Genomic DNA, 25028 nt, shown 5'->3' with positions numbered 1-25028 from the left:
GGTGCTCACACTTGGCCGTATTGCTGCCCGTGACGCAGCCAGCGGTCGAGTAACGGGCTGACGTGGTCCGGCCAGCGTTCCAGCAACGCTTGTGCGGCGTCGCGAACCGCGGGCAGCAGGTCGGCATCGCGCATCAGGTCGGCGACCTTGAATTGAAGCAGGCCGGTCTGCCGCGTACCGAGCATTTCGCCGGGGCCGCGCAGTTCGAGGTCTTTTTCGGCAATGACAAAACCGTCGTTGGTCTCGCGCATGATCCCTAGCCGTTGCCGGCCGATCTGCGACAGCGGCGGGTGATAGAGCAGCACGCAATGGCTGACCGCGCTGCCCCGGCCGACGCGGCCGCGCAACTGGTGCAGTTGCGCCAGGCCCAGGCGTTCCGGGTTTTCGATGATCATCAGGCTGGCGTTTGGCACGTCCACACCGACTTCGATCACCGTGGTCGCCACCAGCAGCTGCAAATTGCCGGCCTTGAACTCGGCCATCACCGCGGCTTTCTCGGCGGGCTTCATGCGCCCGTGGATCAGCCCCACTTTCAACTCGCCAAGGGCGGCGGTCAGGTCTTCATAGGTGGTTTCGGCGGCCTGGCAGGTCAGCTCTTCCGACTCTTCAATCAGGGTGCACACCCAATAGGCCTGGCGCCCTTCGGCACAGGCGCTGCGCACCCGCTCGATGACTTCGACGCGTCGGGTGTCGGTGATCAGCACGGTGTTGACCGGGGTTCGGCCGGGCGGCAATTCGTCGAGGATCGAGGTGTCGAGATCGGCGTAGGCGCTCATGGCCAGCGTGCGCGGGATCGGTGTGGCGGTCATGATCAGCTGATGCGGACACATCCGCCCGCCGACGCCTTTCTGCCGCAAGGCCAGCCGCTGTTGCACGCCGAAGCGGTGTTGTTCGTCGATGATCGCCAACGCCAGGTTCTTGAACTGCACTTCGTCCTGGAACAGCGCATGGGTGCCGACCACCATCGGTGTGCCATTGGCGATCTGCTCCAGCGCGGCCACGCGATTTTTGCCCTTGAGCTTGCCGGCCAGCCACGCGACCTCGATGCTCAGCGGTTCGAGCCAGCGCTTGAAGGTGATGAAGTGCTGCTCGGCGAGAATCTCGGTGGGCGCCATCAGCGCCACTTGATAGCCAGCCTCCAGGGCCTGAAGCGCAGCGAGGGCGGCGACTACGGTTTTGCCCGCGCCGACGTCGCCCTGAATCAGCCGCAGCATGGGCTCGTGCTGACTGAGATCGTAGGCGATTTCGTTGCCGACCCGTTGCTGTGCACCCGTGGGGTCGAACCCGAGGTTGGCCAAATATCTGGCCGGCAGTTGCGTAGCTTTCGGCATGGCCGGCGCGCGCAGCGAACGCATGCTTTCGCGCAGGCGTTGCTGGGACAGTTGATGGGTCAGCAGTTCTTCGAACGCCAAACGGTGCTGTGCCCAGTGATGCCCGAGGGCCAGCTCATCGACGTCGGCATCGGCCGGCGGGTTGTGCAGGTAGCGGATCGCATCGGCCAGCGGCGCCAGTTGGTAGTCGCGGGCCAGTTCGTTCGGCAGCCAGTCGGGCAGGCTGGAGGGACCGAGCAAGGTCAGGGTTTGCATGCACAGCTGGCGCAGGCGCTGTTGTGTCAGGCCCTCGGTGAGCGGGTACACCGGGGTCAGGGTTTCATCCACGGGCGGCGGTTCGTCGCCGGTAATGGCGCGGTATTCCGGGTGGTAGATTTCCAGTCCCGATGCACCGGGCCGTGCTTCGCCGTAGCAGCGAATCCGCGTGCCGCGCTTGAGGCCTTCTTTCTGCGCGTTGCTGAAATGGTAGAAGCGCAGGCTGAGCCCGCCGGTGCCGTCCTGCAGGCGCACCACCAGGCTGCGGCGCCGGCCCATGACCACGTCGGCACCGCTGACGGTGCCTTCGATCACGGCATCCTGGCCTGGGCGCAGGGCGCCGATCGGGACCACGCGGGTGCGGTCCTGATAGCGCAGCGGCAGGTGAAACAGCACGTCCTGGAGATTTTCCAGGCCGACCTTGGCCAGCTTCTCGGCCATGGCTTCGCCGACACCCTTGAGTGCCGTCACGGACACTTGCGACAACTCGGTCATGACGCTTGCTTAGCCCGCCACCACCTGCGCGGACGGCTTGGCCACCGAGCACAGGCGAATGGAGTCAGCGAGGATTTCAATTGCCTTGGGCCGCGGGAAACTCGCGCGCCAGGCGATGGCCACGGTGCGATAGGGCGTGGGTGCCGACAGCGGCCGGACTTCGATCACGCCGGGCGCATAGTGATGGCTGTCGACCGCCGACAGCGGCAGGATCGAAATGCCGAGGCCGGACGCGACCATGTGACGGATGGTTTCCAGTGAGCTGGATTCCACCGTGGTGTGCTTGGCGCCGTCGTTGCCTTTGGTCAGGGTCGGGCAGGCTTCCAGCACCTGATCGCGGAAGCAGTGGCCTTCGCCGAGCAGCAGCAGGCTCTTGTCGTTGAGCAGGTTGGCGTCGATGGACTCTTTTTGCGTCCACGGGTGCTGGGCCGGCATCAGGACGTAGAACGGCTCGTCGTAGAGTTGCAGGGTCAGCACATCGGCTTCGTTAAAGGGCAGGGCGATGATGATCGCGTCGAGTTCACCGTTGCGCAGCTTGTCGCGCAGCACATGGGTGAAGTTTTCTTCGATGTACAACGGCATCTGCGGGGCGACCCGGTGCAGTTGCGGAATCAGGTGTGGAAACAGGTACGGGCCGACGGTGTAGATCGCGCCGACTTTCAGCGGCGCGGTCAGCTGGTTCTTGCCGGCCTGGGCCAGTTCGCGAATGCCCTGGGCCTGCTCCAGGACTTTTTGCGCCTGGGCCACAATGCCTTCGCCGACCGGAGTCAGGCGCACGGCGCTTTTGCTGCGCTCGAAAATCAGCACACCGAGTTCGTCTTCAAGCTTTTTCACGCCCACCGACAGGGTTGGCTGGCTGACGTGGCAACGCTCGGCCGCGTGGCCGAAGTGCTGCTCTTGGGCGAGGGTAACGATGTAGCGTAATTCTGTGAGGGTCATAGCAAAGCGTCCATGAAGATGCGAGCCAAGCATACCGGCTGCAATCGATAGACGCACGTTATCAGAAGGTATGTGTCGGGTGACACCGGGCAATGTGGGTTTGCCGCTGGCAGATATGCGAAAGGCACCTTTCGGTGCCTTTTGGGTGGTGCGAGAACCTATGTGGGAGCGAGCCTGCTCGCGATTTGGCCATAACATTCAACATCTTCGTCGGCTGTCATACCGCTATCGCGAGCAGGCTCGCTCCCACAGGGTCCTGTGTTCTGCTTAACGCCGGTGTTTGTCTATCGAGTAGACAAAGGGTGCAACGATTTCGATGGAGCCGTTGGTGAGCATGTGCGCCGGTGGTTTTGGCAGCGGCTGGGCGCGGCGGATCATGTCCAGGGTGGCCCGATCCAGATCGGCAGTGCCTGAGGCGCCCACCAGCTCGAATGACAAGACGTTACCGTCGGCATCCACCACGAAACGCAGGCGGTTCATGCCTTCCTTGCCCCGTGCCTGTGCACTGGCCGGGTACTTTTTGTACTTCTGCAAGTGCGCGAGCAGGGTGCCTTCCCAACTGGCCTTGGCGGCTACTTGAGCAGCAGAGGGGCCAGGCGCAGGCGCGGCGGATTTCTCGGTCGGCGCGGGCGTCGGCGGCGCTTCGCTCGGCTTGGCCTCGGACGGTTTCTCCTTCGGCGGCTCCGGCTTTTTCTCCACAGGCTTGGGCGGTTGAGGCTTTGGCTTGGGCTTGACCGGTTTCGGAACGGCGATCTCGGCCTTCGGCGCTTCGGCGAGTTTCGGTATCGGCAGTTCTTCAACCGGAGTCGGCGGCTGCGGTGGGGTGACGACCTTCGGCGGTGCCGGGGGTGGCGGGGCTGGAACCGGTGCCAGCTCGACCATCATTGCCTGGGGCGGCAATTGGATGGGCGGACGGGCCGTCCAGTTCACGGCCAGCGCGATGGCCAGCGCGTGAACGCCCAGCACCACGGCCAGGCTACCGCTGTAACGCGTCAGCTTATGGCGCGTCGTGATCATTTCTTGACTGCCGACTCGAGACCGACCAGCCCCACCTTCAGGTAACCGGCCGAGCGCAGGTTGTCCATCACGCTCATCAGGTCGCCGTAATCCACGCCTTTATCGGCCTGGAAGAAGATCGTCGTGTCTTTCTTGCCCTGGGTCTTGGCGTCGAGCGTGGCGCCGAGTGCTTCGGCCTTCACTTCGTCTTCGCCCAGGAACAGGCGTTGGTCAGCCTTGACGCTGAGGAACACCGGCTTTTCTGGCCGCGGCGCCGGTTTGGCGGTGGACGCAGGCAGGTCGACCTTGATGTCCACGGTGGCCAGCGGAGCCGCCACCATGAAGATGATCAACAGCACCAGCATCACGTCGATGAACGGCGTGACGTTGATTTCGTGGTTTTCGGACAGATCGTCGTCTGCCCCTTCTTTCAAATGCAGGCCCATGGCCGATTACCCCACTTTCACCATGTGCGGTTGCGAGCTGCGCTCAGGCTGGTGATCGAGGTCGCGGCTGACCAGCAGCAGGACTTGGGCCGACGCGTCGGACACCTGCGCCTTGTAACCGGCGATGGAGCGGGCAAACACGTTGTAGATCACCACCGCAGGAATCGCCGCGACCAGACCCAGTGCGGTCGCCAGCAGGGCTTCAGCGATGCCGGGGGCCACGACAGCGAGGTTGGTGGTCTGGGTTTTGGCGATGCCGATGAAGCTGTTCATGATGCCCCACACGGTACCGAACAGGCCGACGAACGGCGCGGTGGAACCGATGGTGGCAAGCACGCCGGTGCCGCTGCTCATGTTGCGACCGCAGGCGGCCACCAGGCGCTCAAGGCGGAAGCTGACGCGTTCCTTGATGCCTTCTTTCTCGCGGCTGTTGACCGAGAGGCGCATCTCTTCGAGAGCGTCGTGCACGAGCAAGTTGGCGAGAGTGCCTTCCTTCGCCGCGGTGACGCTGGCTTCTTTAAGGGAGGCCGACTTTTTCAGGTTGGCGATTTCACCGCGCAGGCGACGCTTGGCGCCCATCAGCTCGAAGCCTTTGGCAATCCAGATGGTCCAGGTGATGATCGATGCGATCGCCAGGCCGATCATCACGATTTTCACGATAATGTCGGCATTCTTGTACATGCCCCACGGCGAAAGGTCGTGAGCCATGCCCAGGCTGTTGTCGGCTTCGAGGACTTCAGGAACGTCTTCGCCGAGGCCTTCCTGAGCAGGTGCTGCCTGGGCTGGTGCAGTCGCTGCCGGAACGGCATGGTCAGCTGCGACCGGTGCGGTGGCGGCCGGGGTGGCGGGTGCTTGGGCGTCAGCGAACGCCGCGGTGGGTGCCAGCATCAAGCTGAGCAACACGGCGGCTACCGCGCTCCAGGCGCGAGGTCGTTTGGTTGGCGAAGCGGAGAGTTGATTACGTGTCATGCTGGGCCGGACCTGAGAGAAAAAAACGATTGCTGTTCTTCCAGGCCTCGAAGCCCGAGAACAAAAGTGGGGCGCATTATTGCAAGTAATTCTTGTTAACAAAAGTAATAGAGTCTCTTTTTTTCCTGTATTGCTAGCCGCTCGTCCATTGCCAGCGCTAGTCTGTCCGTTTCCAAGAGGAGTTTTCTGATGTCCGCGCCTTCTGTTTTGATCGCCGGTTGTGGTGATGTCGGCAGTCGCCTGGCCACGCAATTGTTGGCTGCGGGGTGGGAGGTTCATGGCCTGCGGCGCGATGTTTCGCGCCTGCCCGAAGGCGTGATTGGCGTGGCTGGCGACTTGTTCAGCAAAGACTGTCCAGAGACCTGGCCAATCGGTGCGGTGGATTACCTGGTGTATTGCGCGGCCGCCTCCGATCACGACGAAGCCGGTTACCGCGCCGCCTACATCCAGGGCCTGCAGCATGTGCTGGAGTGGCTGGACGACTATGGGCAGGTGCCTGACCGCCTGCTGTTCGTTTCCAGCAGCAGTGTTTACGGTCAGCAGGAGGGTGAGTGGGTCGACGAGACTTCGCCGGCCGTGGCGGCGGGTTATTCAGGGCGTGTGATGCTCGAAGCCGAACAGATTGCCCTGAAGAGCGGCATCCCGGCGAGCGTCGTGCGGTTGACCGGTATCTACGGGCCCGGTCGAGAGTGGCTGTTGACTCAGGTGCGCCAGGGTTACCGCGTGGTGGTCGATCCACCGTTGTACGCCAACCGGATTCATGCCGACGACGCCGCCGGCTTGATGGCGTGCCTGCTTGAGGCGGATCGGCGTGGCGTGGCGCTGGACGACATCTATATTGGCGTCGATGACGCCCCGGCAGCACTGGCGGATGTGGTGGGCTGGTTGCGCGAATATCTGGGTGTGACCGAATGGGCGGACGATGCCAGCGTGCGCCGCACGGGCAGCAAGCGTTGCAGCAATGCGCGGGCGAAGGCGTTGGGTTGGGTGCCCAAGTACCCGAGCTTCCGCGAAGGCTATGCGGCGATCCTTGAAGGACGCTGCTGACTCCCAATCACCCATAACAACTGTGGGAGCGAACCTGCTCGCGAAGAGGCCGTAACATTCAACAAATTTGTCGTGTGTTACACCGCTTTCGCGAGCAGGCTCGCTCCCACATGGGATCTTCTTTGCAGTTAGATCCGGATTACTGCTTTTCCAGCAACCACTTGCGATCACCCGGTGTGAACTGAGGCTGTTCGTCCGCCAGCGCCGTATTCACGGTCTGGAAAATTTCCAGCGCCTTACCTTTGCGGGTAAAGATCCAGGCGTTGCCTTGCCCATTGAGTTGCAGCCACATGTTGTCATTGCCACCGCTCATCGAGGCGCAGTCACCCGCCAGACACAGGGCATAACGGTCGGTGCCTGGCAAACCGCTCACCTGGCCATCAGCCTGGAACTGCACGGTATTGCCCTCGCCGGGGCCGCTGATGACTTTCCAGCTACCGCCCATGTAGGCCGAGTACAGCGCGCGTTCGAAACTGGCACCGATCGGCGCGCCATCCGGTACCGGGATCAATGCGCGATCGAAGACCTGGGCGGGCTCGTTTTCACTCGCGGCCTGGTTCAATTGTTTGCCAGCGCGTTTGAGCTCACTGCCGGAACTGCCGTAAAAGTCGATTTTCCAGGCGCCGGACTCTTCGCCCAGCAACTTGCCGTCGACATTTTCAAAACCATTGGTGTAACGGGCCTGACCGGCCTTGGTGTTGACGTCCCATTCCAGGTTCGGACCATAGGCCTGGAGTGCTTCACGCAGGGGGACGCCCTTGGAGGCAGCATCGATCGCCACCTGATTGATCCAGGTGCCGCTGATATCTCGGTCGGCAGGGTTGCTGGCACAACCGCCCAAAAGCAGGGCGAGCAGCGAGAGAGCAAGCGCTTTGCGCATGGTGGAATCCTTTCAAGCTTTCTTTACAGCAGAGCAGTCGGCGCAGCCCTAGGCTGCGCCGGACACATTACTCGATGACCAGGATGGCATCCATTTCAACCTGCGAACCCTTTGGCAGGGCCGCTACGCCGATGGCGGCGCGGGCTGGGTAAGGCTGGTCGAAGTACTTGCCCATGATCTCGTTGACCTTGGCGAAGTGGCTCAGGTCGGTGAGGAAGATGTTCAGCTTGACGATGTCCTTGAACGAACCGCCGGCGGCTTCAGCCACGGCTTTGAGGTTCTCGAAGACCTGGACGGTCTGGGCTTCGAAGCCTTCGACCAGTTCCATGGTTTTTGGGTCCAGAGGAATTTGACCCGACATGTAAACGGTGTTGCCAGCCTTGATCGCCTGGGAGTAGGTGCCGATGGCGGCCGGGGCCTTGTCGCTGGTGATAACAGTCTTGGTCATGGATGACTCCTTGTAATTGATGGGGGCTACGCGCGCATGCGGGTGATACGGATCACCCCGGTCAGGGCGCGCAGTTTCTTGATCACGCGGGCCAGGTGCACGCGGTCGTGCACGCTGACCACCAGTTGGACCACGCTGATGCGACCATCGCGTTCGTCCATGCTGATTTTTTCGATATTGCCGTCGGCCGCATTGACGCTGCTGGCCAGCAGGGCAATCAGGCCGCGCTGGTGTTCCAGCTCGACGCGCAGTTCGACATTGAATTCGCCGGTGACATCCTTGGCCCATGAGAGCTGGATGCATTTTTCCGGGTTGTGGCGGATTTCGCTGATGTTGCGGCAGTTGTCCAGGTGCACGACCATGCCTTTGCCCGCGGACAGGTGGCCGACAATCGGGTCGCCCGGGATCGGCGTGCAGCACTTGGCGTAGCTGAGTACCAGGCCTTCGGTGCCGCGAATCGCCAGCGGTCCTTCCGGGCTCGGCAGCTGTTCGCCTTCGCCCAGCAACCGGCGCGCCACCACATAGGCCATGCGATTGCCCAGGCCGATGTCTTCCAGCAAGTCTTCGATCAGTTCCAGGCGGTACTCGGTGAGCATGGCCTTGACGCGCTCGAGTGGAATTTTTTCCAGCGAGCTGTCGAAACCGTTGAGGACTTTGTTCAGCAGGCGTTCGCCCAGGCTGATGGACTCGGAGCGGCGTTGCAGTTTCAACGCGTGGCGAATGTGCGTACGGGCCTTGCCGGTGACCACGAAGTTGAGCCAGGCGGGGTTCGGCCGTGCGCCAGGGGCGCTGACGATCTCGACCGTGGAACCGCTTTGCAGTGGCTCGGACAGCGGCGCGAGACGACGATTGATCCGGCAGGCAATGCAGCTGTTGCCCACGTCGGTGTGCACCGCGTAAGCGAAGTCAACCGCCGTGGAGCCTTTGGGCAGCTCCATGATCCGGCCCTTGGGTGTGAACACATAGACCTCGTCCGGGAACAGGTCGATCTTCACGCTTTCGATGAATTCCAGCGAGTTGCCGGCGCGTTGCTGCATCTCCAGCACGCCTTTGACCCATTGGCGGGCGCGGGCGTGGGTGCCTTTTGGCTGCTCGTCGCCGCTGGATTTGTACAGCCAGTGGGCGGCGATGCCGTTGTTGGCCATCTCTTCCATTTCACGGGTGCGGATCTGGATCTCGATCGGAACACCGTGCATGCCGAACAGCGTGGTGTGCAGCGACTGATAGCCGTTGGCCTTGGGGATCGCGATGTAATCCTTGAAGCGACCCGGCAACGGTTTGTACAAATTGTGAACAGCACCTAGCACGCGGTAGCAGGTATCGACCTTGTCGACGATGATCCGGAACGCGTAGACGTCCATGATCTCGTTGAAGGCCCGACGCTTGCCGCGCATTTTCTTGTAGATACCGTAGAGGTGTTTCTGACGACCGCTGACCTCACCCTGGATGCCATCGATGGCCAGGCAGTGGCTGAGGGATTCTTCGATCTTGTTGACGATTTCCTTGCGATTACCCCGGGCGCGTTTGACGGCCTGGTAGATTCGCGCGGAACGCATCGGGTGCATGGCCTTGAAGCCGAGGTCTTCGAATTCTATGCGGATGGCGTGCATGCCCAGCCGGTTGGCGATGGGTGCATAGATTTCCAGGGTTTCCTTGGCGATGCGTCGGCGTTTTTCGCCGGACAGCACTTCCAGCGTGCGCATGTTGTGCAGGCGGTCAGCCAGCTTGACCAGGATCACGCGAATGTCGCGGGCCATGGCCATGGCCATTTTCTGGAAGTTTTCAGCCTGGGCTTCGGCCTTGGTCTCGAAGTTCATCTGGGTCAGTTTGCTGACCCCGTCGACCAGTTCGGCCACGGTTTCGCCGAACTGCGCTTGCAGCGCTTCCTTGGCAATACCGGTGTCTTCGATCACGTCATGCAGCATGGCTGCCATCAGGCTCTGATGGTCCATATGCATGTCGGCAAGAATATTCGCCACGGCGAGTGGGTGCGTGACGTACGCCTCACCGCTACGGCGGCGTTGACCGTCGTGGGCTTGTTCGGCGTAGAAATACGCTCGGCGGACCAGGTTGACCTGGTCTTTGCCGAGGTAGGTCGATAAGCGATCGGCGAGGGCGTCTATGCTCGGCATGATGTCTCCTGCCACAAGCTTTGTTCCCGCGCCGTGCCACGTCGACCAGGCATAGGCTTAGACGGCCTCGTTGGACTCGTCCTCGAATGCAGCAAAAAGCGGTTCATCTTCAACGATTTCAGCTTCGGCGATAGCTGCGTAGTCGATCAGGCCTTCAGCGATTTCACGCAGGGCGACGACGGTAGGCTTGTCGTTTTCCCATGCTACTTTCGGCTCTTTGCCGCCGGTGGCCAGTTGACGGGCACGCTTGGTAGAGAGCATGACCAGCTCAAAGCGGTTATCCACGTGTTCTAGGCAGTCTTCAACGGTTACGCGGGCCATGGTCTTCCTCGTAGCAAATGCAATATGCGCGCTGCCCGGATGGGCGAGCGGACTCAACAGTTTAAAAAATCACCAGCGATTAGGGAAGCGCTGATTTTTTGATCAAGCCCTTCAACGCGCTGCAAGTGCCAATGTAAAGCCCTTGCAGCGGTTTTGGGAAGAGCGGATCAGCCCAACAATTCAGCCAGCAGTTTGCCGAAACGTTGCTGTTGGCGTTTCTGTTGCAGCTGATTGGCGCGGAAAATCGCCTTCAGGTCGTGCAGGGCGTGGGCGAAATCGTCGTTGATGATCAGGTAGTCGTAGTCGACGTAGTGGCTCATTTCGCTGACGGCTTCACGCATCCGGCCGTCAATGATCTCGTCACTGTCCTGGCCGCGGTTGGTCAGGCGCTGGTGCAAGGCCTGGAGCGACGGCGGCAGAATAAAGATCGAGCGCGCCTGAGGCATCAGCTTGCGTACTTGCTCGGCGCCTTGCCAGTCGATTTCCAGGATCAGGTCGTGGCCTTCATCCAGCGTTTGCTGCAGGTGGCTTTGCGAGGTGCCGTAGAGATTGCCGAACACTTCGGCGCGCTCGAGGAAGTCGCCGTGTTCGATCATCTTCACGAACTCGCTGCGTTCGACGAAGTGATAGTTCACGCCGTCCACTTCACCGGGGCGCATGGCGCGGGTGGTGTGGGAGACTGAAACGCGGATCTCCGGATCGGCGTCGGTCAGGGCCTTGACCAGGCTGCTCTTGCCCGCGCCCGATGGCGCGGAAATGATGTACAGGGTGCCAGTGCTGTGGGTCATGTCGGGTATGCCTTACTCAATATTCTGCACTTGTTCGCGCATTTGCTCGATCAACACCTTGAGGTTGACCGCCGCTTGTGTGCTGCGCGGGTCGAAGGCTTTGGAGCCCAGTGTGTTGGCTTCGCGATTGAGTTCCTGCATCAGGAAGTCCAGGCGCCGACCGGCAGCGCCGCCGGACTTGAGCACCCGGCGTACTTCGATGATGTGAGTGCTCAGGCGATCCAGTTCTTCGGCGACGTCGCTTTTTTGCGCGAGCATGACCATTTCCTGCTCCAGGCGCTGCGGATCCATCTCGGCCTTCATGTCGGCAAAGCGATCGAGCACTTTCTGGCGCTGGGTGGCGAGCATCTGCGGTACCAGTTCGCGCAGGGTCACCACGTCTTCTTCAATCGACGTCAGACGATCGTCGATCAACCGCGCCAGCTCCGCGCCTTCGCGCTCGCGACCGGCCTTGAGCTCCTTCAGGCCCTGGTTGAACAGCGCCAGTGCTTCGGCGTTCAAGGCTTGCGGATCAGTCGCGTCGCCCACCAGTACGCCGGGCCAGGCCAGGACTTCGAGCGGGTTCAGCGCTGCCGGATTTTTGATCAGGCTGGCGACAGTCTCGGCGGCGGCGACCAGTTGCGCGGCGCGTGCCTGGTCCACTTGCAGCGGTTTGCCGGTGTTTTCTTCGGTGAAACGCAGGGTGCATTCAAGCTTGCCCCGGGACACGCCCTGGCGCAGCGCCTCGCGCACAGCGCCTTCGAGGTCGCGAAAGGACTCCGGCAAACGCAGGTGGGGTTCCAGGTAGCGGCTGTTGACCGAGCGCAGTTCCCAGCTCAGGGTGCCCTGGACGCCGGCTTTTTCGACGCGGGCGAAGGCGGTCATGCTGTGCACCATGGAGGTACCTCGCAATGCAGATCGGCCCGGAAGGACATTCCGGCAACCCGATATCAATGAATTTAAGCCGACTGGCAGCAAAGGCGCAGGATTGTAGCGCAGTGGCGTGGATGCGCCCAAACACACGGTGTGACAAAGGGCTGCAGACCGTCGGCGACGGGCTGTTCAGAGCCCTCGGTCGTCGGAGGATTTTTTTAGAAGTGCCCAGGCGCGGCTGGCAGCTCTATAATGCTCCGCAGTTTTCCGTCCCCGTACAGGTATCCCTTATGAAACGTCCAAGTGGTCGCGCTGCCGATCAGCTCCGCTCGATCCGCATTACCCGCAACTACACCAAACACGCCGAGGGATCTGTACTGGTCGAGTTCGGTGATACCAAGGTCATCTGCACCGTCAGCGTCGAAAACGGCGTGCCGCGCTTCCTCAAGGGGCAGGGGCAGGGTTGGTTGACCGCTGAGTACGGCATGCTCCCGCGTGCCACCGGCGAGCGTAACCAGCGCGAAGCGAGCCGCGGCAAGCAGGGCGGTCGTACCCTGGAAATCCAGCGCCTGATCGGCCGTTCCCTGCGCGCTGCGCTGGACATGTCCAAGCTGGGCGACGTCACCCTGTACGTCGATTGCGATGTGATCCAGGCCGACGGCGGCACTCGTACCGCGTCCATCACCGGTGCCATGGTTGCCCTGGTCGATGCCCTGAAAGTGATCAAGAAGCGCGGCGGCCTGAAAGGTGGCGACCCGCTGAAACAAATGATCGGTGCCGTTTCGGTCGGCATGTACCAGGGTGAGCCGGTACTCGACCTTGACTACCTGGAGGACTCGGCAGCCGAGACTGACCTGAACGTGGTAATGACCAGCACTGGCGGCTTCATCGAAGTCCAGGGTACTGCAGAAGGCGCACCGTTCCAGCCTGAAGAGCTGAACGCCATGCTGGAACTGGCGAAGAAAGGCATGAACGAAATCTTCGATCTGCAAAAGGCTGCACTGGCTGACTGATCGGATCGCCACGGACAAGGAGGACGCCATGAGTGACGAGCAACAGCTGCTTCCCGCCCCAAGCAAAGAGGTTCGGCAGTGGGCGATGTTTTGTCACTTGTCCGCCTTGCTGGGGATCTGGATTCCGTTCGGCACGCTGATCGGCCCGTTGATTCTGTGGCAGATGAAGCGCGAGATGGACCCGTTCATCGATGCCCAGGGCAAGGAAGCGCTGAACTTCCAGATCACCGTCGCCATCGCCTCGGCAATCTGCTTCCTGCTGATGGTGGTGATTATCGGGTTCTTCCTGTTTGGCTTGATTGCCATCGGCGCGCTGGTGTTGACCATCATTGCTGGCGTAAAGGCCAATGAAGGTTTCCCTTACCGGTATCCATTCACCTGGCGACTGATCAAATAGTGACCACGGTCCTGTAGGAGCAAAGCTTGCTCGCGATCCAGGCGCCGCGGTTCATCAGATACACCGCGTCATCGTTCATCGCGAGCAAGCTTTGCTCCTACAGAAAACAGGCGCGCACAAAAAAGCCGACATCGCTGTCGGCTTTTTTGTATCTGACGCTTAGATGGTCAGCGTCCAGTCGTAGTCCACGATCAGTGGCGCGTGTTGCGAGAACCGCGGCTGACGTGGCAAGCGTGCGCTGCGTACGAAGCGGCGCAGGCCCGGAGTCAGCAGCTGATAGTCGAAGCGCCAGCCCAGGTTGAGCATTTCGGCCTGTTCGTTGTCCGGCCACCAGCTGTACTGATCGCCTTCGCGGCTGACTTCACGCAGGGCATCGACGTAACCCATGTTGCCGACAATCTCGTCCATCCAGGCGCGTTCAGGCGCCAGGAAGCCCGGGGATTGCTGGCTGTCGCGCCAGTTCTTGATATCCAGCTTCTGTTGCGCCACGTACAGCGAGCCACAATAAATGTACTCGCGGCGTTTGCGCCGTTGCTTGTCCAGGTACTTGGCGAAGTCGTCCATGAGCTTGAACTTCTGGTTCAAGTCTTCATCGCCGTTCATACCCGATGGAAGCAACAGGGTTGCAATACTGACTTTGTCGAAATCGGCTTGCAGGTAGCGCCCGTAGCGGTCGGCCGTCTCGAAACCGAGACCGCTGATGACAGCCTTCGGTTGCAACCGCGAATACAAAGCCACGCCGCCTTGGGCAGGGACTTCAGCATCGCAGGCATAAAGGAAGTAGCCATCCAGTTGGAAGGCTGGGTCATCCAGTTCAAAGGCGGAGGCACGGGTGTCCTGCAGGCAGATGACGTCGGCATTCTGTGCTTGCAGCCAACTGAGCAAACCTCGCTCGACTGCAGCCTGAATACCATTGACGTTCACACTGATGATCCGCATAAATGGCCCCAAAAATCGCGTGCGTGTATGATACACGGCGTCAAGCTAATTAGCTAAATCCGTGGTATTTGGGGTTTTTTTCATGCAAGCGTATCAGCGCGATTTCATTCGTTTTGCCATCGATCGCGGCGTTTTGCGCTTCGGTGAGTTCACCCTGAAGTCCGGGCGCACCAGTCCTTACTTCTTCAATGCGGGCCTGTTCAACTCGGGTTCGGCCCTCGCGCAGCTGGGGCGTTTCTACGCCGCAGCCATTGCCGAGAGCGGCATTCCCTTCGATGTTCTGTTCGGTCCGGCCTACAAGGGCATTCCCTTGGCGGCGACCACTGCAGTGGCACTGGCCGAACATCACAACCGTGACCTGCCATGGTGCTTCAACCGCAAGGAAGCCAAGGCCCACGGCGAAGGCGGAAGTCTGGTTGGCGCCCCGCTGACTGGCGACGTTTTGATCATCGACGACGTGATCACCGCCGGCACTGCCATCCGTGAAGTGATGCAGATCATCGCTTCCCAGGACGGCGCCAAGGCTGCCGGCGTGTTGATTGCGCTGAACCGTCAGGAGCGCGGCAACGGTGAGTTGTCGGCGATCCAGGAAGTGGAGCGCGACTTCGGTATTCCGGTGATCAGCATTGTTTCGTTGAACCAGGTGCTGGAATTCCTGGCTGACGATCCGCAGCTCAAGCAGCATTTGCCTGCCGTGGAAGCCTACCGCGCCCAATTCGGCGTTTAGCCGCGGACCTGTGGGAGCAGGGCTTGCCCGCGATTGATGCGCCGCGGTGTGTCAGTGGCACCGCGTTATCGTTCATCGCGGGCAAGCCTTGCTCCCACAAGGAACAGCGAACACAAAAAGACCCCGCTCAGCCAGGCTGAGCGGGGTCTTTTTATTTGCGCTATCGCTTACGGACGCTTGCGATTGCTGATCAGGGTGCCCACGCCGGTATCGGTGAAGATTTCCAGCAGGATCGCATTCGGCACGCGGCCGTCGATGATCAGCGAGCTGCCCACGCCGCCCTGGACCGCTTCCAGCGCGCAACGGATCTTCGGCAGCATGCCGCCGTAGATGGTGCCGTCGGCGATCAGATCGTCGACCTGTTGCGTGCTCAGGCCGGTCAGGACCTTGCCCGACTTGTCCATCAGGCCGGCGATGTTGGTGAGTAGCATCAGCTTCTCGGCTTTCAGCGCCTCGGCCACTTTGCCGGCTACCAGGTCAGCGTTGATGTTGTACGACTCGCCGTTTTCGCCAACGCCGATTGGAGCGATCACCGGAATGAAATCGCCTTTGACCAGCAGGTTCAGCAGGTCGGTGTTGATCCCGACCACTTCGCCGACGTGACCGATGTCGATGATTTCCGGCTGGGTCATCTCCGGGGTCTGGCGGGTGACGGTGAGTTTCTTGGCGCGAATCAGCTCGGCGTCTTTACCGGTCAGGCCGATGGCGCTGCCGCCATGACGGTTGATCAGGTTGACGATGTCCTTGTTGACCTGACCGCCGAGGACCATTTCCACCACGTCCATGGTCGCGGCGTCGGTGACGCGCATGCCGTCGACAAAGTGGCTCTCGATCGACAGGCGCTTGAGCAAGTCACCGATTTGCGGACCGCCGCCATGAACGACGACCGGGTTGATGCCAACGGCTTTCATCAGCACGATGTCGCGGGCGAAGCCGGTTTTCAGCTCCTCGCTTTCCATCGCGTTGCCGCCGTATTTGATCACCAGCGTCTTGCCGACATAGCGGCGAATGTAAGGCAGCGCTTCGGACAGGACCTTGGCGGTGTTGGCGGCGGCTTCGCGTTCGAGGGTCATTCAGGGCTCCGGGTGAATCAGAACGGTAGTTGGAGATCAGGTGCAACACGCTTCAACTGGACATGGAAGACGTCCTTGATGCGTTGCAATTCAGCCTCGTCATCGGCCTCGAAGCGCAGCACCAGCACCGGTGTGGTGTTGGAGGCGCGAACCAGGCCCCAGCCTTTGGCATAGTCGACTCGCACGCCGTCAATGGTGGTCAGGTCGGCGCCTGTGCCCCACTGTGCGTCGTGCAGTGCATCAATGATGCTGAATTTGCTCTCTTCGGTCACATGGATATTGATTTCCGGCGTAGAAATATCGTTCGGGAAGGTGGCGAACAGCTCTTCCGCGGTGGATTTTTCCTTGCTGAGGATCTCGAGCAACCGCGCGGCGCTGTAAATGCCGTCGTCGAAACCGAACCAGCGCTCCTTGAAAAAGATGTGCCCGCTCATTTCGCCGGCCAACAGGGCGCCGGATTGTTTCATTTTCTTTTTGATCAACGAGTGACCGGTCTTCCACATTAGCGAGCGGCCGCCGTACTCCTTGATGAGCGGGATCAGGCGGCGGGTGCATTTGACGTCGAAGATGATCTCGGCGCCAGGGTTGCGCGCCACGACGTCGCGGGCGAACAGCATCAGCAGGCGGTCCGGGTAGACGATGCTGCCGGTATTGGTCACCACGCCGACGCGGTCACCGTCGCCGTCGAAGGCCAGGCCGATGTCAGCCTTGGTTTCCTTGACCTTGTTGATCAGGTCCACGAGGTTTTCGGGCTTGCCCGGGTCCGGGTGGTGGTTCGGGAAGTTGCCATCGACTTCGCAGAACAGCGGGATGACTTCGCAGTTCAGCGCTTCGATCAGTTGCGGGGCGATCACGCCGGCCGCGCCGTTGCCGCAGTCGACGACGACTTTCAGGCGGCGGGCCAGTTTGATGTCCTGGACGATTTCGGTGTTATAGCGGTCGAGGATCTCGACCTTGGTGATGCTGCCCTTGCCGCTGCTCAGGTCGTTGTTCTTGAGTCGGTCGTGCAGGGCCTGGATCTGCTCGTTGGCCAGGGTGTCGCCGGCAATGACGATTTTGAAGCCGTTGTAGTTCGACGGGTTGTGGCTGCCGGTGAGCATCACGCCGGATTTGCCGGCGAGCACATTGGCGGCGTAGTAGAGCGCCGGAGTCGGGACCAGGCCGACGTCACTGACGTGGCAGCCGCTGTCGGCGATGCCTTTGATCAGTTGGGCGACCAGTTCCGGGCCGGACAAGCGGCCATCGCGACCAACAGACACGTTCGGTTCGCCTTGGGCCAGGCTTTGCGAGCCGACGGCGCGGCCGATCCAGTAAGCGGTTTCAGCGTTCAGGAATTCCGGCACGGTGCCGCGAATGTCATAGGCGCGGAAGATGCTGTCGGGGAACTTGGGTGCGATTTTGGCCGGGGTGTTCATCTGTGGAAATGCTCCATCTCGAAAGTGGCTGGACAGGACGCCGAGTCATTCGACGGCAGGTTCAAACTGAAGGGTATGACGGCGTTTTCCACAGAGAGTTCGTGGTGTGAAAGGGCCATGATGCCCCAGAGGGCAAGGGTTTGGCCGGGTAGCGCCTTGATTTTCGGTGCTGAGCCTTGCAGATGACAATTTGAGTTTTGTGGCGAGGGCGCAGAATCCCCCGCCACGAAAGAGCGTGATCGGTTCAGCGGGTGCCGGTATGGCCGAAACCGCCAGTGCCGCGCTCGGTTTCAACAAACTCTTCAACCATTTCGAAATGAGCCTGCACCACCGGCACCAGCACCAGTTGCGCCAGGCGTTCGCCGACCGGCATGGTGAATTCGGTCTGGCCACGGTTCCAGCACGAAACCATCAGCGGGCCCTGGTAATCCGAGTCGATCAGACCGACCAGGTTACCCAGCACGATACCGTGCTTATGGCCCATTCCCGAACGCGGCAGAATCAGCGCCGCCAGGTTCGGGTCACCGATGTAGACCGACAGGCCGGTAGGGATCAGCACGGTTTCACCCGGCTTGATCACGGTGTCCTGCTCCAGCATGGCGCGCAGGTCGAGGCCGGCGGAGCCCGGTGTGGCGTATTGCGGCAGCGGGAATTCGGTACCGATGCGGGGGTCGAGGATCTTGGCTTGCAAAGCGTGCATGTAAATTAAACCTGGTTCAGACGTTCGGCGATAAAAGTGATCAGCTGGCGAGCAATCTTGCTCTTGCTGGTCTGGGCGAAAAGTGTGGCGTGTAGCTGGCGGTCGATCACGCTGCAGGCGTTTTCTTCGCTGTTGAAGCCAATGCTCGGGTTGGCAACGTCGTTGGCGACGATCAAATCGAGATTCTTGTCTTTCAACTTGCGGGCGGCGTAGTCGAGCAGGTGTTCGGTTTCGGCGGCGAAACCAACACTGAACGGGCGGTCAGGGCGCGTGGCGATGCTGGCCAGGATGTCCGGGTTGCGCACCATTTGTAGCAACAAGCCGTCGCCGTTCGTAGGATCTTTCTTGAGTTTCTGTGGCGCGACGACTTCCGGGCGGTAATCGGCGACCGCAGCGGAGGCGATGAACAGGTCGCAAGGGATCGCAGCTTCGCAGGCGGCCAGCATGTCGCGGGCACTGACCACATCGATGCGGGTGACGCGATCCGGGGTCGGCAGGTGCACCGGGCCGGTGATCAGGGTCACGCGGGCGCCGGCTTCAACCGCCGCTTCGGCCAGGGCAAAGCCCATTTTTCCGGAGCTGTGGTTGGTGATGTAGCGCACCGGGTCGATGTTTTCCTGGGTCGGGCCGGCGGTGATCAGCACGTGTTTGCCGGTCAGCGCCTGGCGCTGGAAGCAGTCCGCGGCGAGTTGGGCCAGATCGGTGGCTTCGAGCATGCGGCCCAGGCCGATATCGCCGCAGGCCTGGCTGCCTGAGGCCGGCCCGAAGACTTTCAGGTCGCGGCTTTCAAGGGTTTGCAGGTTGGCTTGGGTCGCCGGGTCGCGCCACATGGCCTGGTTCATCGCCGGGGCAACGGCGACCACCGCGTCGGTGGCCAGCACCAGCGTGGTCAGCAGGTCGTCGGCAATGCCTTGGGCCAGCCGGGCAATCAGGTCGGCGGTGGCGGGGGCGATCAGCACCAGGTCAGCCCATTTGGCCAGCTCGATATGGCCCATGGCTGCCTCGGCCGCCGGGTCCAGCAAATCCAGATGCACAGGGTGCCCGGACAGGGCCTGCATGGTCAGCGGGGTGATGAACTCGGCGCCGCCACGGGTCATGACCACGCGCACTTCGGCGCCCTGGTCCATCAGGCGGCGAACCAGATCGGCGCTCTTGTAGGCAGCAATGCCGCCGCCGACGCCCAGAACAATGCGTTTCCGATACAGCCGCTGCATAGGCCTGCCTTTCAATTCGTGAGTGACATACGTAGCGAAACCCCCTCCCCAGGGTGAATTCGCCCGCAAAAAAGATGGGCTACGATATCACAGCGACCGCTACGGAACAGCGGCGCCCACAGACAGGGAGGTGCTATGAGTATTCGCGATTGGCCGGCGGCGGAGCGGCCGCGGGAAAAGCTTCTTGAGCAGGGACCGGCAAGCCTTTCGGATGCCGAGTTGCTGGCAATTTTTTTACGAACCGGTGTATCCGGCAAAAGCGCGGTGGACCTGGCGCGGCATCTGCTGGGCCGGTTTGGCAGCCTGCGGTCGCTATTGGAGGCAGATCTCACGGCGTTCAGCACGCAGTTGGGGCTGGGGCCGGCAAAATTCGCACAGTTGCAGGCGGTGCTGGAAATGAGTCGGCGACATCTGGCCGAGCGATTGCGCCATAAACCAGCGCTCGAGAACCCACATGCGGTACGTGAATACCTCAAGGCGATGTTGCGTCATGAGCCACATGAGGTGTTCGGTTGTCTGTTTCTGGATTCGAAACACCAGGTGTTGACCTTTGAGGCGCTATTTCGTGGCTCCATCGACAACACCAGCGTTCATCCACGAGAAGTGGTCAAGCGCGCACTGGCTCACAATGCCGCCGCCCTGATTCTGTGCCACAACCACCCGTCGGGTAACTCCACCCCTAGTCAGGCCGATCGCTCGCTGACCAAGCGCTTGCAAAAGGCTTTGGAACTGATCGATGTGCGGGTGCTTGACCATTTCATCATCGGCGACGGCGATCCGCTTTCAATGGCGGAGTATGGGTGGATGTAGCTCTGGCGGGGAATGCAAAACCCTGTGGGAGCGGGCAAGCCCGCTCCCACAGGGACGTGTGTCGTTGCGGACTACTTGATGTTGACCTTCGAGTAATCCTGGCGCCCGAACGGGCTAACCGAGTAACCCTCGACATCCTTGCGCGTCAGGGCAAAGGCAGTCGGGTGGGCCAGGGGCAGCCACAGCGCCTGTTGCTGGATTTGCGTCTGGGCCTGTTCGTAGAGCTTGGTGCGCACACCTTGCTCGCCGGTGGTCTTGCCGGCGCTGATGAGTTTGTCCAGGTCCGGGTTGCAGTAGCGGGCGAAGTTGGTGCCGGACTTGACCGCGGCGCAGGAAAACTGCGGCGTGAGGAAGTTGTCCGGGTCGCCGTTGTCACCGGCCCAGCCCATGAACAGCAGGTCATGTTCACCGGCCTTGGCGCGGCGAATCAGCTCACCCCATTCGATCACGCGGATCTCGGCTTGAATGCCGATCTCCGCGAGGTCGGACTGCAGCAGTTGGGCGCCAAGGCTCGGGTTGGGGTTCAGCAGGCTGCCCGAGGGGCGAGTCCAGATCGTGGTCTGAAAACCGTCCTTGAGCCCGGCCTTGGCCATCAATGCCTTGGCTTTCTCCACGTCATGGGGGTAGCCCGGCAGGTTTTTGGCGTAGCTCCAGGTATTGGGCGGGTAGGGGCCGTTGGCAGGCTCGGCGGTGTCTTCGAACACGGCTTTGACATAATTGGCCTTGTCGAAGGCGAGGTTGATTGCCTGGCGCACTTCAGGCTTGTCCAGCGGTGGATGCTGACTGTTGATGCCGACGAATGCGGTCATGAACGCGTCAGTCTTTTCCACTTTCAGGGTCGGTTCCTTGAGTGCTGCCTGTACGTCCAGCGGCTTGGGCGACAGGGCAATCTGGCATTCATTGCGACGCAATTTCTGCAAGCGCACGTTGGCGTCCGGGGTGATGGCGAAGATCAGCGGGTCTACCGAAGGCTTGCCACGGAAGTAATCCGGGTTGGCCTTGTAGCGAATGGAGGCGTCTTTCTGGAAACGCGTGAAAACGAACGGGCCGCTGCCAATTGGCTGGCTGTTGAGCTTCTCCGGGGTGCCTGCCTTGAGCAATGTATCGGCGTACTCGGCCGAGTAGATCGAGGCGAATCCCATGCTAAGGGTCGCGAGGAAGGTCGAATCCGGATGATCCAGAGTGAAGCGCACGGTCAGCGGGTCGAGGGCGTCGATTTTGTTGATCAGCGCTGGCAATTGCATTGATTGCGCATGGGGGAAGCCACTCTGGGCAACCTTGTGCCATGGATTGGCCGGGTCGAGCATGCGGTCGAAGCTGAATTTCACGTCTTCGGCGGTCAACTCACGGGTCGGGCTGAAGTACTCGGTGCGGTGGAATTTGACCTGCGGGTGCAGCTTGAACACATAGGTCAAGCCGTCGGGGCTGACTTCCCAGCTGTCGGCGAGGCTGGCGACCACTTTGCCGCTGGCCGTATCGAAGTCCACCAGGCGGTTCATCAGCACATCGGCCGAGGCGTTGGTGGTGGTCAGCGAGTTGTATTGCACCACGTCGAAACCTTCGGGGCTGGCCTCGGTGCAGACGCTCAAAGCGGCCGCCATGGCCTGTGGGCTCAGCAGAATTGGGGCGAGCAACAGCGGTAAGGCAGCGAGGCGCATGGTCGGATTCCTTTACAGATCGAAGGCCCATCTGCAAGTGCAGTCTGGAAAAAGCCTACCCTAGTGGGCTCTTTTGCAAATGACTATCCCCTTTTTCATTTTGAGCGGACTATAGGCGATTGATTTTGCTGTGCCCGGGTGGGGAAACGCCGGGTTGGCGTGTCGAGCGGATTCTCTGCGACGAGCGGTCGAAATCGGCAATAGCCTTTATCCAAAGCGCTCGGAGCCTGAAAAATTGGGTTTTTATCAACTCAAGGCACAGCGAATGTTGTTGCTCTCTAGTCTTTCTGGTATAAAGCAGCGCTCTTTTCTAGGGGCCCGGTTCCTTCACTGTAGGTGTAGCCGGTAAGACCCTTAAAGAAACGCGGCGCCTGGCGCCAAATGACTGAGAGATTAAGCGGCCAACCCATGCCGGGTTGGGCATGTGGTTTTAGAGGGCTGAGGCATGTCTAGAGTCTGTCAAGTTACCGGTAAGGGTCCGGTGACTGGGAATAACATTTCCCACGCAAACAACAAAACCCGTCGTCGTTTCCTGCCGAACCTGCAGCATCACCGCTTCTGGGTTGAAGAAGAGAAACGTTTTGTGCGTCTGCGCGTATCTGCCAAAGGCATGCGCATCATCGACAAGCGTGGCATCAGTGTCGTGCTGGCCGAACTTCGTCGCGATGGCAAGGTTTAAGGGAGCTAATCATGCGTGAATTGATTCGTTTGATTTCGAGCGCCGGTACTGGTCACTTCTACACTACCGACAAGAACAAGCGTACTACTCCGGACAAAATCGAGATCAAGAAATATGATCCGGTTGTTCGCAAGCACGTGATCTACAAGGAAGGCAAAATCAAGTAATTGATTTTTCCCGACTTACGAAAAAGGCCCGTATCGCGAGATACGGGCCTTTTTTGTTGCCTGTGGGTTACGCAGCGCCTGTCAGGGCCCCTTCGCGAGCAGGCTCGCTCCCACAATGTCCGTGTTCACACCAATCAACTGTGGGAGCGGGTTTGCTCGCGAAGGGGCCGGCTCTAACAACACAAATCTTCAGGCTTTCTGCTCAAACGCCACATAGATCTTGCGGCAAGGCTCCAGCACCTCCCAGGTGCCACGGAAACCAGCCGGTATGACAAAACGATCGCCGGCGCGCACAGTCTTGGCGTTACCATCGAGGTCGCGCAATACGGAAACACCCTGCACGATTTCGCAGTATTCGTGCTCGGTGAAATTCACCGTCCAGTGGCCAACGGCCCCTTCCCATACGCCGGCGTTCAATTGGCCACACGGGCTGTTGTAGTGGTTGTAAACCACTTGCTCAGGATCGCCCTTGAGTACTCTGGCCGGGTCCGGGCGATAGCGCTCGGCTGCGGTGGTGGCCTGGCTGAAGTCGACGATCTTCTGGATGCTCATTGTTGTATTCCCCCGTGAATGCGACGCGAGTGGTTGGTTTGGGCAAAGTCTATGTTTATTAAAATGAACATCGCAAGGCCGTTTGCCGGCGTTATGTCAAATATATTGAAACTTCACCTGTCGCTGGTTTAGGGTGGGGTTGCCTTAGGCCGAAAAGCAGGCTGGCCGGGCAGAATTCCTGACAGCGCCCGCGAAGAACGCGGGTGTCGTATTCAATAAGAGGAGGACACTCGAATGACCACCCTGACTCGTGCCGATTGGGAACAAAAGGCTCGCGATCTGAAGATCGAAGGCCGCGCCTACATCAATGGTGAATACACCGATGCCGTCTCGGGCGAGACCTTCGAGTGCATCAGCCCGGTCGATGGCCGTCTGCTGGGCAAGATTGCCAGCTGTGACGCCGCCGATGCCCAGCGCGCCGTGGAAAACGCTCGCGCCACCTTCAATTCCGGCGTCTGGTCGCGCTTGGCGCCGACCAAACGCAAATCCACCATGATCCGCTTCGCCGGCCTGCTCAAACAGCACGCCGAAGAGCTGGCCCTGCTTGAAACCCTGGACATGGGCAAGCCGATCAGCGATTCCCTGTACATCGACGTTCCCGGCGCGGCGCAAGCCCTGAGCTGGAGCGGCGAAGCCATCGACAAGATCTACGACGAAGTCGCTGCTACCCCGCACGATCAACTGGGTCTGGTGACCCGTGAGCCGGTCGGCGTGGTTGGCGCCATCGTCCCATGGAACTTCCCGTTGATGATGGCTTGCTGGAAACTCGGCCCGGCGCTGTCCACCGGTAACTCGGTGATCCTCAAGCCATCCGAAAAATCCCCGCTGACCGCCATCCGTATCGCTGAACTGGCTGTCCAGGCCGGCATCCCGAAAGGTGTGATGAACGTGTTGCCAGGCTACGGTCACACCGTCGGCAAGGCCCTGGCCCTGCACAACGACGTCGACACCCTGGTGTTTACCGGTTCAACCAAGATCGCCAAGCAACTGCTGATCTACTCCGGTGAGTCGAACATGAAACGCGTCTGGCTGGAAGCCGGCGGCAAGAGCCCGAACATCGTGTTCGCCGATGCGCCGGACCTTCAAGCGGCTGCCGAAGCAGCGGCCGGCGCCATCGCGTTCAACCAGGGCGAAGTCTGCACCGCCGGTTCGCGCCTGCTGGTGGAACGCTCTATCAAGGACAAATTCCTGCCGCTGGTAGTCGAGGCTCTGAAAGCCTGGAAGCCGGGCAACCCGCTGGACCCGGCGACCAATGTCGGCGCGCTGGTGGATACCCAGCAGATGAATACCGTGCTGTCCTACATCGAGTCCGGTCACGCCGATGGCGCCAAACTGGTGGCCGGTGGCAAGCGTACCCTCCAGGAAACCGGTGGCACCTACGTTGAGCCGACGATTTTCGATGGCGTGAGCAACGCGATGAAAATCGCCCAGGAAGAAATTTTTGGCCCGGTTCTGTCGGTCATCGAATTCGATACCGCCGAAGAAGCCGTCGCCATCGCCAACGACACGCCTTACGGTTTGGCCGCGGCGGTGTGGACCACTGACATCTCCAAGGCTCACCTGACCGCCAGGGCGCTGCGTGCCGGTAGCGTCTGGGTCAACCAGTACGATGGCGGCGACATGACGGCACCGTTCGGTGGCTTCAAGCAGTCCGGCAACGGTCGTGACAAGTCGCTGCACGCGTTCGACAAATACACCGAGCTGAAGGCGACCTGGATCAAGTTGTAATGTGAAGCGAGCCCCGGCGATGCCGGGGCTCAGCGCAAATCCCCTGTGGGAGCGAGC

General features: G+C 60.7%; 25 protein-coding genes and 1 pseudogene. 8 read left to right on the top strand and 18 right to left on the bottom strand.

Annotated elements, in window-relative coordinates; genetic code table 11:
* Nucleotides 1-5: 5 nt before the first annotated feature.
* From recG to exbB, 5 genes are all read right to left on the bottom strand, one after another.
* The gene (gene recG, locus LAB08_RS29620) at nucleotides 6-2081 is read right to left on the bottom strand and encodes an ATP-dependent DNA helicase RecG (RefSeq protein ID WP_096514222.1); all 2076 of its coding nucleotides are present in this window, start codon (nucleotides 2079-2081) and stop codon (nucleotides 6-8) included.
* Between the two features lie 9 nt (nucleotides 2082-2090).
* Nucleotides 2091-3020 carry a hydrogen peroxide-inducible genes activator gene (locus LAB08_RS29615; RefSeq protein WP_096514223.1) on the bottom strand — a complete coding sequence of 310 codons (930 nt, stop codon included), beginning with the start codon at nucleotides 3018-3020 and terminating at the stop codon, nucleotides 2091-2093.
* A gap of 267 nt (nucleotides 3021-3287) precedes the next feature.
* The gene (locus tag LAB08_RS29610; protein WP_096514224.1) at nucleotides 3288-4037 is read right to left on the bottom strand and encodes an energy transducer TonB family protein; all 750 of its coding nucleotides are present in this window, start codon (nucleotides 4035-4037) and stop codon (nucleotides 3288-3290) included.
* Entirely contained in the window at nucleotides 4034-4462 is a 429-nt protein-coding gene (exbD, locus tag LAB08_RS29605; RefSeq protein ID WP_008018275.1) for a TonB system transport protein ExbD, read from the bottom strand. Before exbD ends, LAB08_RS29610 begins: the two co-directional genes overlap by 4 nt.
* 6 nt (nucleotides 4463-4468) lie before the next feature.
* A complete protein-coding gene (gene exbB / locus LAB08_RS29600) occupies nucleotides 4469-5431 on the bottom strand; it encodes a tonB-system energizer ExbB (protein ID WP_096514225.1) in 963 nt (320 codons plus the stop codon).
* 189 nt (nucleotides 5432-5620) lie between these two features.
* Between exbB and LAB08_RS29595 the strand changes: the two genes are divergently transcribed.
* A complete protein-coding gene (locus tag LAB08_RS29595; RefSeq protein ID WP_096514226.1) occupies nucleotides 5621-6478 on the top strand; it encodes an SDR family oxidoreductase in 858 nt (285 codons plus the stop codon).
* 139 nt (nucleotides 6479-6617) lie between these two features.
* On the opposite strand, the gene LAB08_RS29590 is transcribed toward LAB08_RS29595, so the two are convergent.
* The 6 genes from LAB08_RS29590 to LAB08_RS29565 form a co-directional block, all read right to left on the bottom strand.
* On the bottom strand, nucleotides 6618-7358 hold the full coding sequence (locus LAB08_RS29590) for a hypothetical protein (RefSeq protein WP_096514227.1): 741 nt from the start codon (nucleotides 7356-7358) through the stop codon (nucleotides 6618-6620).
* A 67-nt stretch (nucleotides 7359-7425) separates the two neighbouring features.
* Nucleotides 7426-7806, bottom strand: coding sequence for a RidA family protein (locus LAB08_RS29585; RefSeq protein ID WP_003229509.1), 381 nt, complete (start codon nucleotides 7804-7806; stop codon nucleotides 7426-7428).
* Nucleotides 7807-7832: 26 nt separating this feature from the next.
* On the bottom strand, nucleotides 7833-9938 hold the full coding sequence (gene spoT, locus LAB08_RS29580) for a bifunctional GTP diphosphokinase/guanosine-3',5'-bis pyrophosphate 3'-pyrophosphohydrolase (protein ID WP_096514228.1): 2106 nt from the start codon (nucleotides 9936-9938) through the stop codon (nucleotides 7833-7835).
* Between the two features lie 57 nt (nucleotides 9939-9995).
* Nucleotides 9996-10259, bottom strand: coding sequence for a DNA-directed RNA polymerase subunit omega (gene rpoZ, locus LAB08_RS29575; RefSeq protein ID WP_007921129.1), 264 nt, complete (start codon nucleotides 10257-10259; stop codon nucleotides 9996-9998).
* 167 nt (nucleotides 10260-10426) lie between these two features.
* On the bottom strand, nucleotides 10427-11047 hold the full coding sequence (gmk, locus tag LAB08_RS29570) for a guanylate kinase (RefSeq protein ID WP_095194427.1): 621 nt from the start codon (nucleotides 11045-11047) through the stop codon (nucleotides 10427-10429).
* A gap of 12 nt (nucleotides 11048-11059) precedes the next feature.
* Nucleotides 11060-11923 (bottom strand): YicC/YloC family endoribonuclease, encoded by an 864-nt coding sequence (locus LAB08_RS29565; RefSeq protein WP_096514229.1) that lies wholly within the window; start codon nucleotides 11921-11923, stop codon nucleotides 11060-11062.
* 266 nt (nucleotides 11924-12189) lie between these two features.
* Here LAB08_RS29565 and rph point away from each other — a divergent pair, with 266 nt between their 5' ends.
* The gene (gene rph, locus LAB08_RS29560; RefSeq protein WP_047535109.1) at nucleotides 12190-12912 is read left to right on the top strand and encodes a ribonuclease PH; all 723 of its coding nucleotides are present in this window, start codon (nucleotides 12190-12192) and stop codon (nucleotides 12910-12912) included.
* A gap of 28 nt (nucleotides 12913-12940) precedes the next feature.
* A complete protein-coding gene (locus LAB08_RS29555) occupies nucleotides 12941-13309 on the top strand; it encodes a DUF4870 domain-containing protein (RefSeq protein ID WP_096514230.1) in 369 nt (122 codons plus the stop codon).
* Nucleotides 13310-13468: 159 nt separating this feature from the next.
* On the opposite strand, the gene crc is transcribed toward LAB08_RS29555, so the two are convergent.
* Nucleotides 13469-14248: a catabolite repression control protein Crc gene (crc, locus tag LAB08_RS29550; protein ID WP_053163881.1), complete on the bottom strand. Its 780-nt coding sequence runs from the start codon at nucleotides 14246-14248 to the stop codon at nucleotides 13469-13471.
* Between the two features lie 82 nt (nucleotides 14249-14330).
* Here crc and pyrE point away from each other — a divergent pair, with 82 nt between their 5' ends.
* Nucleotides 14331-14975, top strand: coding sequence for an orotate phosphoribosyltransferase (pyrE, locus tag LAB08_RS29545; protein ID WP_011336558.1), 645 nt, complete (start codon nucleotides 14331-14333; stop codon nucleotides 14973-14975).
* Between the two features lie 167 nt (nucleotides 14976-15142).
* On the opposite strand, the gene argB is transcribed toward pyrE, so the two are convergent.
* The 4 genes and pseudogenes from argB to coaBC all read right to left on the bottom strand — a co-directional run bounded on the left by argB (nucleotide 15143) and on the right by coaBC (nucleotide 19377).
* Nucleotides 15143-16048, bottom strand: a complete 906-nt coding sequence (gene argB / locus LAB08_RS29540) for an acetylglutamate kinase (protein WP_096514231.1) — start codon at nucleotides 16046-16048, stop codon at nucleotides 15143-15145.
* A 17-nt stretch (nucleotides 16049-16065) separates the two neighbouring features.
* Nucleotides 16066-17442, bottom strand: a pseudogene (locus LAB08_RS29535) (phosphomannomutase/phosphoglucomutase); the annotation flags it as partial.
* A gap of 265 nt (nucleotides 17443-17707) precedes the next feature.
* Nucleotides 17708-18163, bottom strand: coding sequence for a dUTP diphosphatase (gene dut / locus LAB08_RS29530; protein WP_007975171.1), 456 nt, complete (start codon nucleotides 18161-18163; stop codon nucleotides 17708-17710).
* A 5-nt stretch (nucleotides 18164-18168) separates the two neighbouring features.
* Nucleotides 18169-19377: a bifunctional phosphopantothenoylcysteine decarboxylase/phosphopantothenate--cysteine ligase CoaBC gene (coaBC, locus tag LAB08_RS29525; protein WP_096514233.1), complete on the bottom strand. Its 1209-nt coding sequence runs from the start codon at nucleotides 19375-19377 to the stop codon at nucleotides 18169-18171.
* 135 nt (nucleotides 19378-19512) lie between these two features.
* Between coaBC and radC the strand changes: the two genes are divergently transcribed.
* On the top strand, nucleotides 19513-20187 hold the full coding sequence (gene radC / locus LAB08_RS29520) for a RadC family protein (protein WP_096514234.1): 675 nt from the start codon (nucleotides 19513-19515) through the stop codon (nucleotides 20185-20187).
* 71 nt (nucleotides 20188-20258) lie between these two features.
* Here the strand turns inward: radC and LAB08_RS29515 are convergent, their stop codons facing one another.
* Nucleotides 20259-21845, bottom strand: coding sequence for an ABC transporter substrate-binding protein (locus tag LAB08_RS29515; protein WP_096514235.1), 1587 nt, complete (start codon nucleotides 21843-21845; stop codon nucleotides 20259-20261).
* 445 nt (nucleotides 21846-22290) lie between these two features.
* Between LAB08_RS29515 and rpmB the strand changes: the two genes are divergently transcribed.
* Together rpmB and rpmG are read left to right on the top strand one after the other, a co-directional pair.
* Nucleotides 22291-22524 (top strand): 50S ribosomal protein L28, encoded by a 234-nt coding sequence (gene rpmB, locus LAB08_RS29510; RefSeq protein ID WP_003177273.1) that lies wholly within the window; start codon nucleotides 22291-22293, stop codon nucleotides 22522-22524.
* An 11-nt stretch (nucleotides 22525-22535) separates the two neighbouring features.
* Complete coding sequence (gene rpmG / locus LAB08_RS29505) at nucleotides 22536-22691, top strand: 50S ribosomal protein L33 (RefSeq protein ID WP_003177274.1); 156 nt, start codon at nucleotides 22536-22538, stop codon at nucleotides 22689-22691.
* A 189-nt stretch (nucleotides 22692-22880) separates the two neighbouring features.
* Here the strand turns inward: rpmG and LAB08_RS29500 are convergent, their stop codons facing one another.
* Nucleotides 22881-23243, bottom strand: coding sequence for a cupin domain-containing protein (locus LAB08_RS29500; RefSeq protein ID WP_096514236.1), 363 nt, complete (start codon nucleotides 23241-23243; stop codon nucleotides 22881-22883).
* Nucleotides 23244-23477: 234 nt separating this feature from the next.
* Here LAB08_RS29500 and LAB08_RS29495 point away from each other — a divergent pair, with 234 nt between their 5' ends.
* The gene (locus LAB08_RS29495) at nucleotides 23478-24971 is read left to right on the top strand and encodes an aldehyde dehydrogenase (protein ID WP_096514237.1); all 1494 of its coding nucleotides are present in this window, start codon (nucleotides 23478-23480) and stop codon (nucleotides 24969-24971) included.
* Nucleotides 24972-25028 lie beyond the last annotated feature (57 nt).

Origin of the sequence: Pseudomonas izuensis (genome assembly GCF_002356535.2) — a bacterium.
GTDB lineage: Bacteria > Pseudomonadota > Gammaproteobacteria > Pseudomonadales > Pseudomonadaceae > Aquipseudomonas > Aquipseudomonas izuensis.
This window is presented reverse-complemented; position numbering and strand designations above follow the sequence as displayed.

Excerpts from the sequence above, each read along its gene's own strand:
- recG (WP_096514222.1), bottom strand. The coding sequence starts at position 2,081 with ATGACCGAGTTGTCGCAAGTGTCCGTGACGGCACTCAAGGGTGTCGGC.
- LAB08_RS29615 (WP_096514223.1), bottom strand. The coding sequence starts at position 3,020 with ATGACCCTCACAGAATTACGCTACATCGTTACCCTCGCCCAAGAGCAG.
- LAB08_RS29610 (WP_096514224.1), bottom strand. The coding sequence starts at position 4,037 with ATGATCACGACGCGCCATAAGCTGACGCGTTACAGCGGTAGCCTGGCC.
- exbD (WP_008018275.1), bottom strand. The coding sequence starts at position 4,462 with ATGGGCCTGCATTTGAAAGAAGGGGCAGACGACGATCTGTCCGAAAAC.
- exbB (WP_096514225.1), bottom strand. The coding sequence starts at position 5,431 with ATGACACGTAATCAACTCTCCGCTTCGCCAACCAAACGACCTCGCGCC.
- LAB08_RS29595 (WP_096514226.1), top strand. The coding sequence starts at position 5,621 with ATGTCCGCGCCTTCTGTTTTGATCGCCGGTTGTGGTGATGTCGGCAGT.
- LAB08_RS29590 (WP_096514227.1), bottom strand. The coding sequence starts at position 7,358 with ATGCGCAAAGCGCTTGCTCTCTCGCTGCTCGCCCTGCTTTTGGGCGGT.
- LAB08_RS29585 (WP_003229509.1), bottom strand. The coding sequence starts at position 7,806 with ATGACCAAGACTGTTATCACCAGCGACAAGGCCCCGGCCGCCATCGGC.
- spoT (WP_096514228.1), bottom strand. The coding sequence starts at position 9,938 with ATGCCGAGCATAGACGCCCTCGCCGATCGCTTATCGACCTACCTCGGC.
- rpoZ (WP_007921129.1), bottom strand. The coding sequence starts at position 10,259 with ATGGCCCGCGTAACCGTTGAAGACTGCCTAGAACACGTGGATAACCGC.
- gmk (WP_095194427.1), bottom strand. The coding sequence starts at position 11,047 with ATGACCCACAGCACTGGCACCCTGTACATCATTTCCGCGCCATCGGGC.
- LAB08_RS29565 (WP_096514229.1), bottom strand. The coding sequence starts at position 11,923 with ATGGTGCACAGCATGACCGCCTTCGCCCGCGTCGAAAAAGCCGGCGTC.
- rph (WP_047535109.1), top strand. The coding sequence starts at position 12,190 with ATGAAACGTCCAAGTGGTCGCGCTGCCGATCAGCTCCGCTCGATCCGC.
- LAB08_RS29555 (WP_096514230.1), top strand. The coding sequence starts at position 12,941 with ATGAGTGACGAGCAACAGCTGCTTCCCGCCCCAAGCAAAGAGGTTCGG.
- crc (WP_053163881.1), bottom strand. The coding sequence starts at position 14,248 with ATGCGGATCATCAGTGTGAACGTCAATGGTATTCAGGCTGCAGTCGAG.
- pyrE (WP_011336558.1), top strand. The coding sequence starts at position 14,331 with ATGCAAGCGTATCAGCGCGATTTCATTCGTTTTGCCATCGATCGCGGC.
- argB (WP_096514231.1), bottom strand. The coding sequence starts at position 16,048 with ATGACCCTCGAACGCGAAGCCGCCGCCAACACCGCCAAGGTCCTGTCC.
- dut (WP_007975171.1), bottom strand. The coding sequence starts at position 18,163 with ATGCACGCTTTGCAAGCCAAGATCCTCGACCCCCGCATCGGTACCGAA.
- coaBC (WP_096514233.1), bottom strand. The coding sequence starts at position 19,377 with ATGCAGCGGCTGTATCGGAAACGCATTGTTCTGGGCGTCGGCGGCGGC.
- radC (WP_096514234.1), top strand. The coding sequence starts at position 19,513 with ATGAGTATTCGCGATTGGCCGGCGGCGGAGCGGCCGCGGGAAAAGCTT.
- LAB08_RS29515 (WP_096514235.1), bottom strand. The coding sequence starts at position 21,845 with ATGCGCCTCGCTGCCTTACCGCTGTTGCTCGCCCCAATTCTGCTGAGC.
- rpmB (WP_003177273.1), top strand. The coding sequence starts at position 22,291 with ATGTCTAGAGTCTGTCAAGTTACCGGTAAGGGTCCGGTGACTGGGAAT.
- rpmG (WP_003177274.1), top strand. The coding sequence starts at position 22,536 with ATGCGTGAATTGATTCGTTTGATTTCGAGCGCCGGTACTGGTCACTTC.
- LAB08_RS29500 (WP_096514236.1), bottom strand. The coding sequence starts at position 23,243 with ATGAGCATCCAGAAGATCGTCGACTTCAGCCAGGCCACCACCGCAGCC.
- LAB08_RS29495 (WP_096514237.1), top strand. The coding sequence starts at position 23,478 with ATGACCACCCTGACTCGTGCCGATTGGGAACAAAAGGCTCGCGATCTG.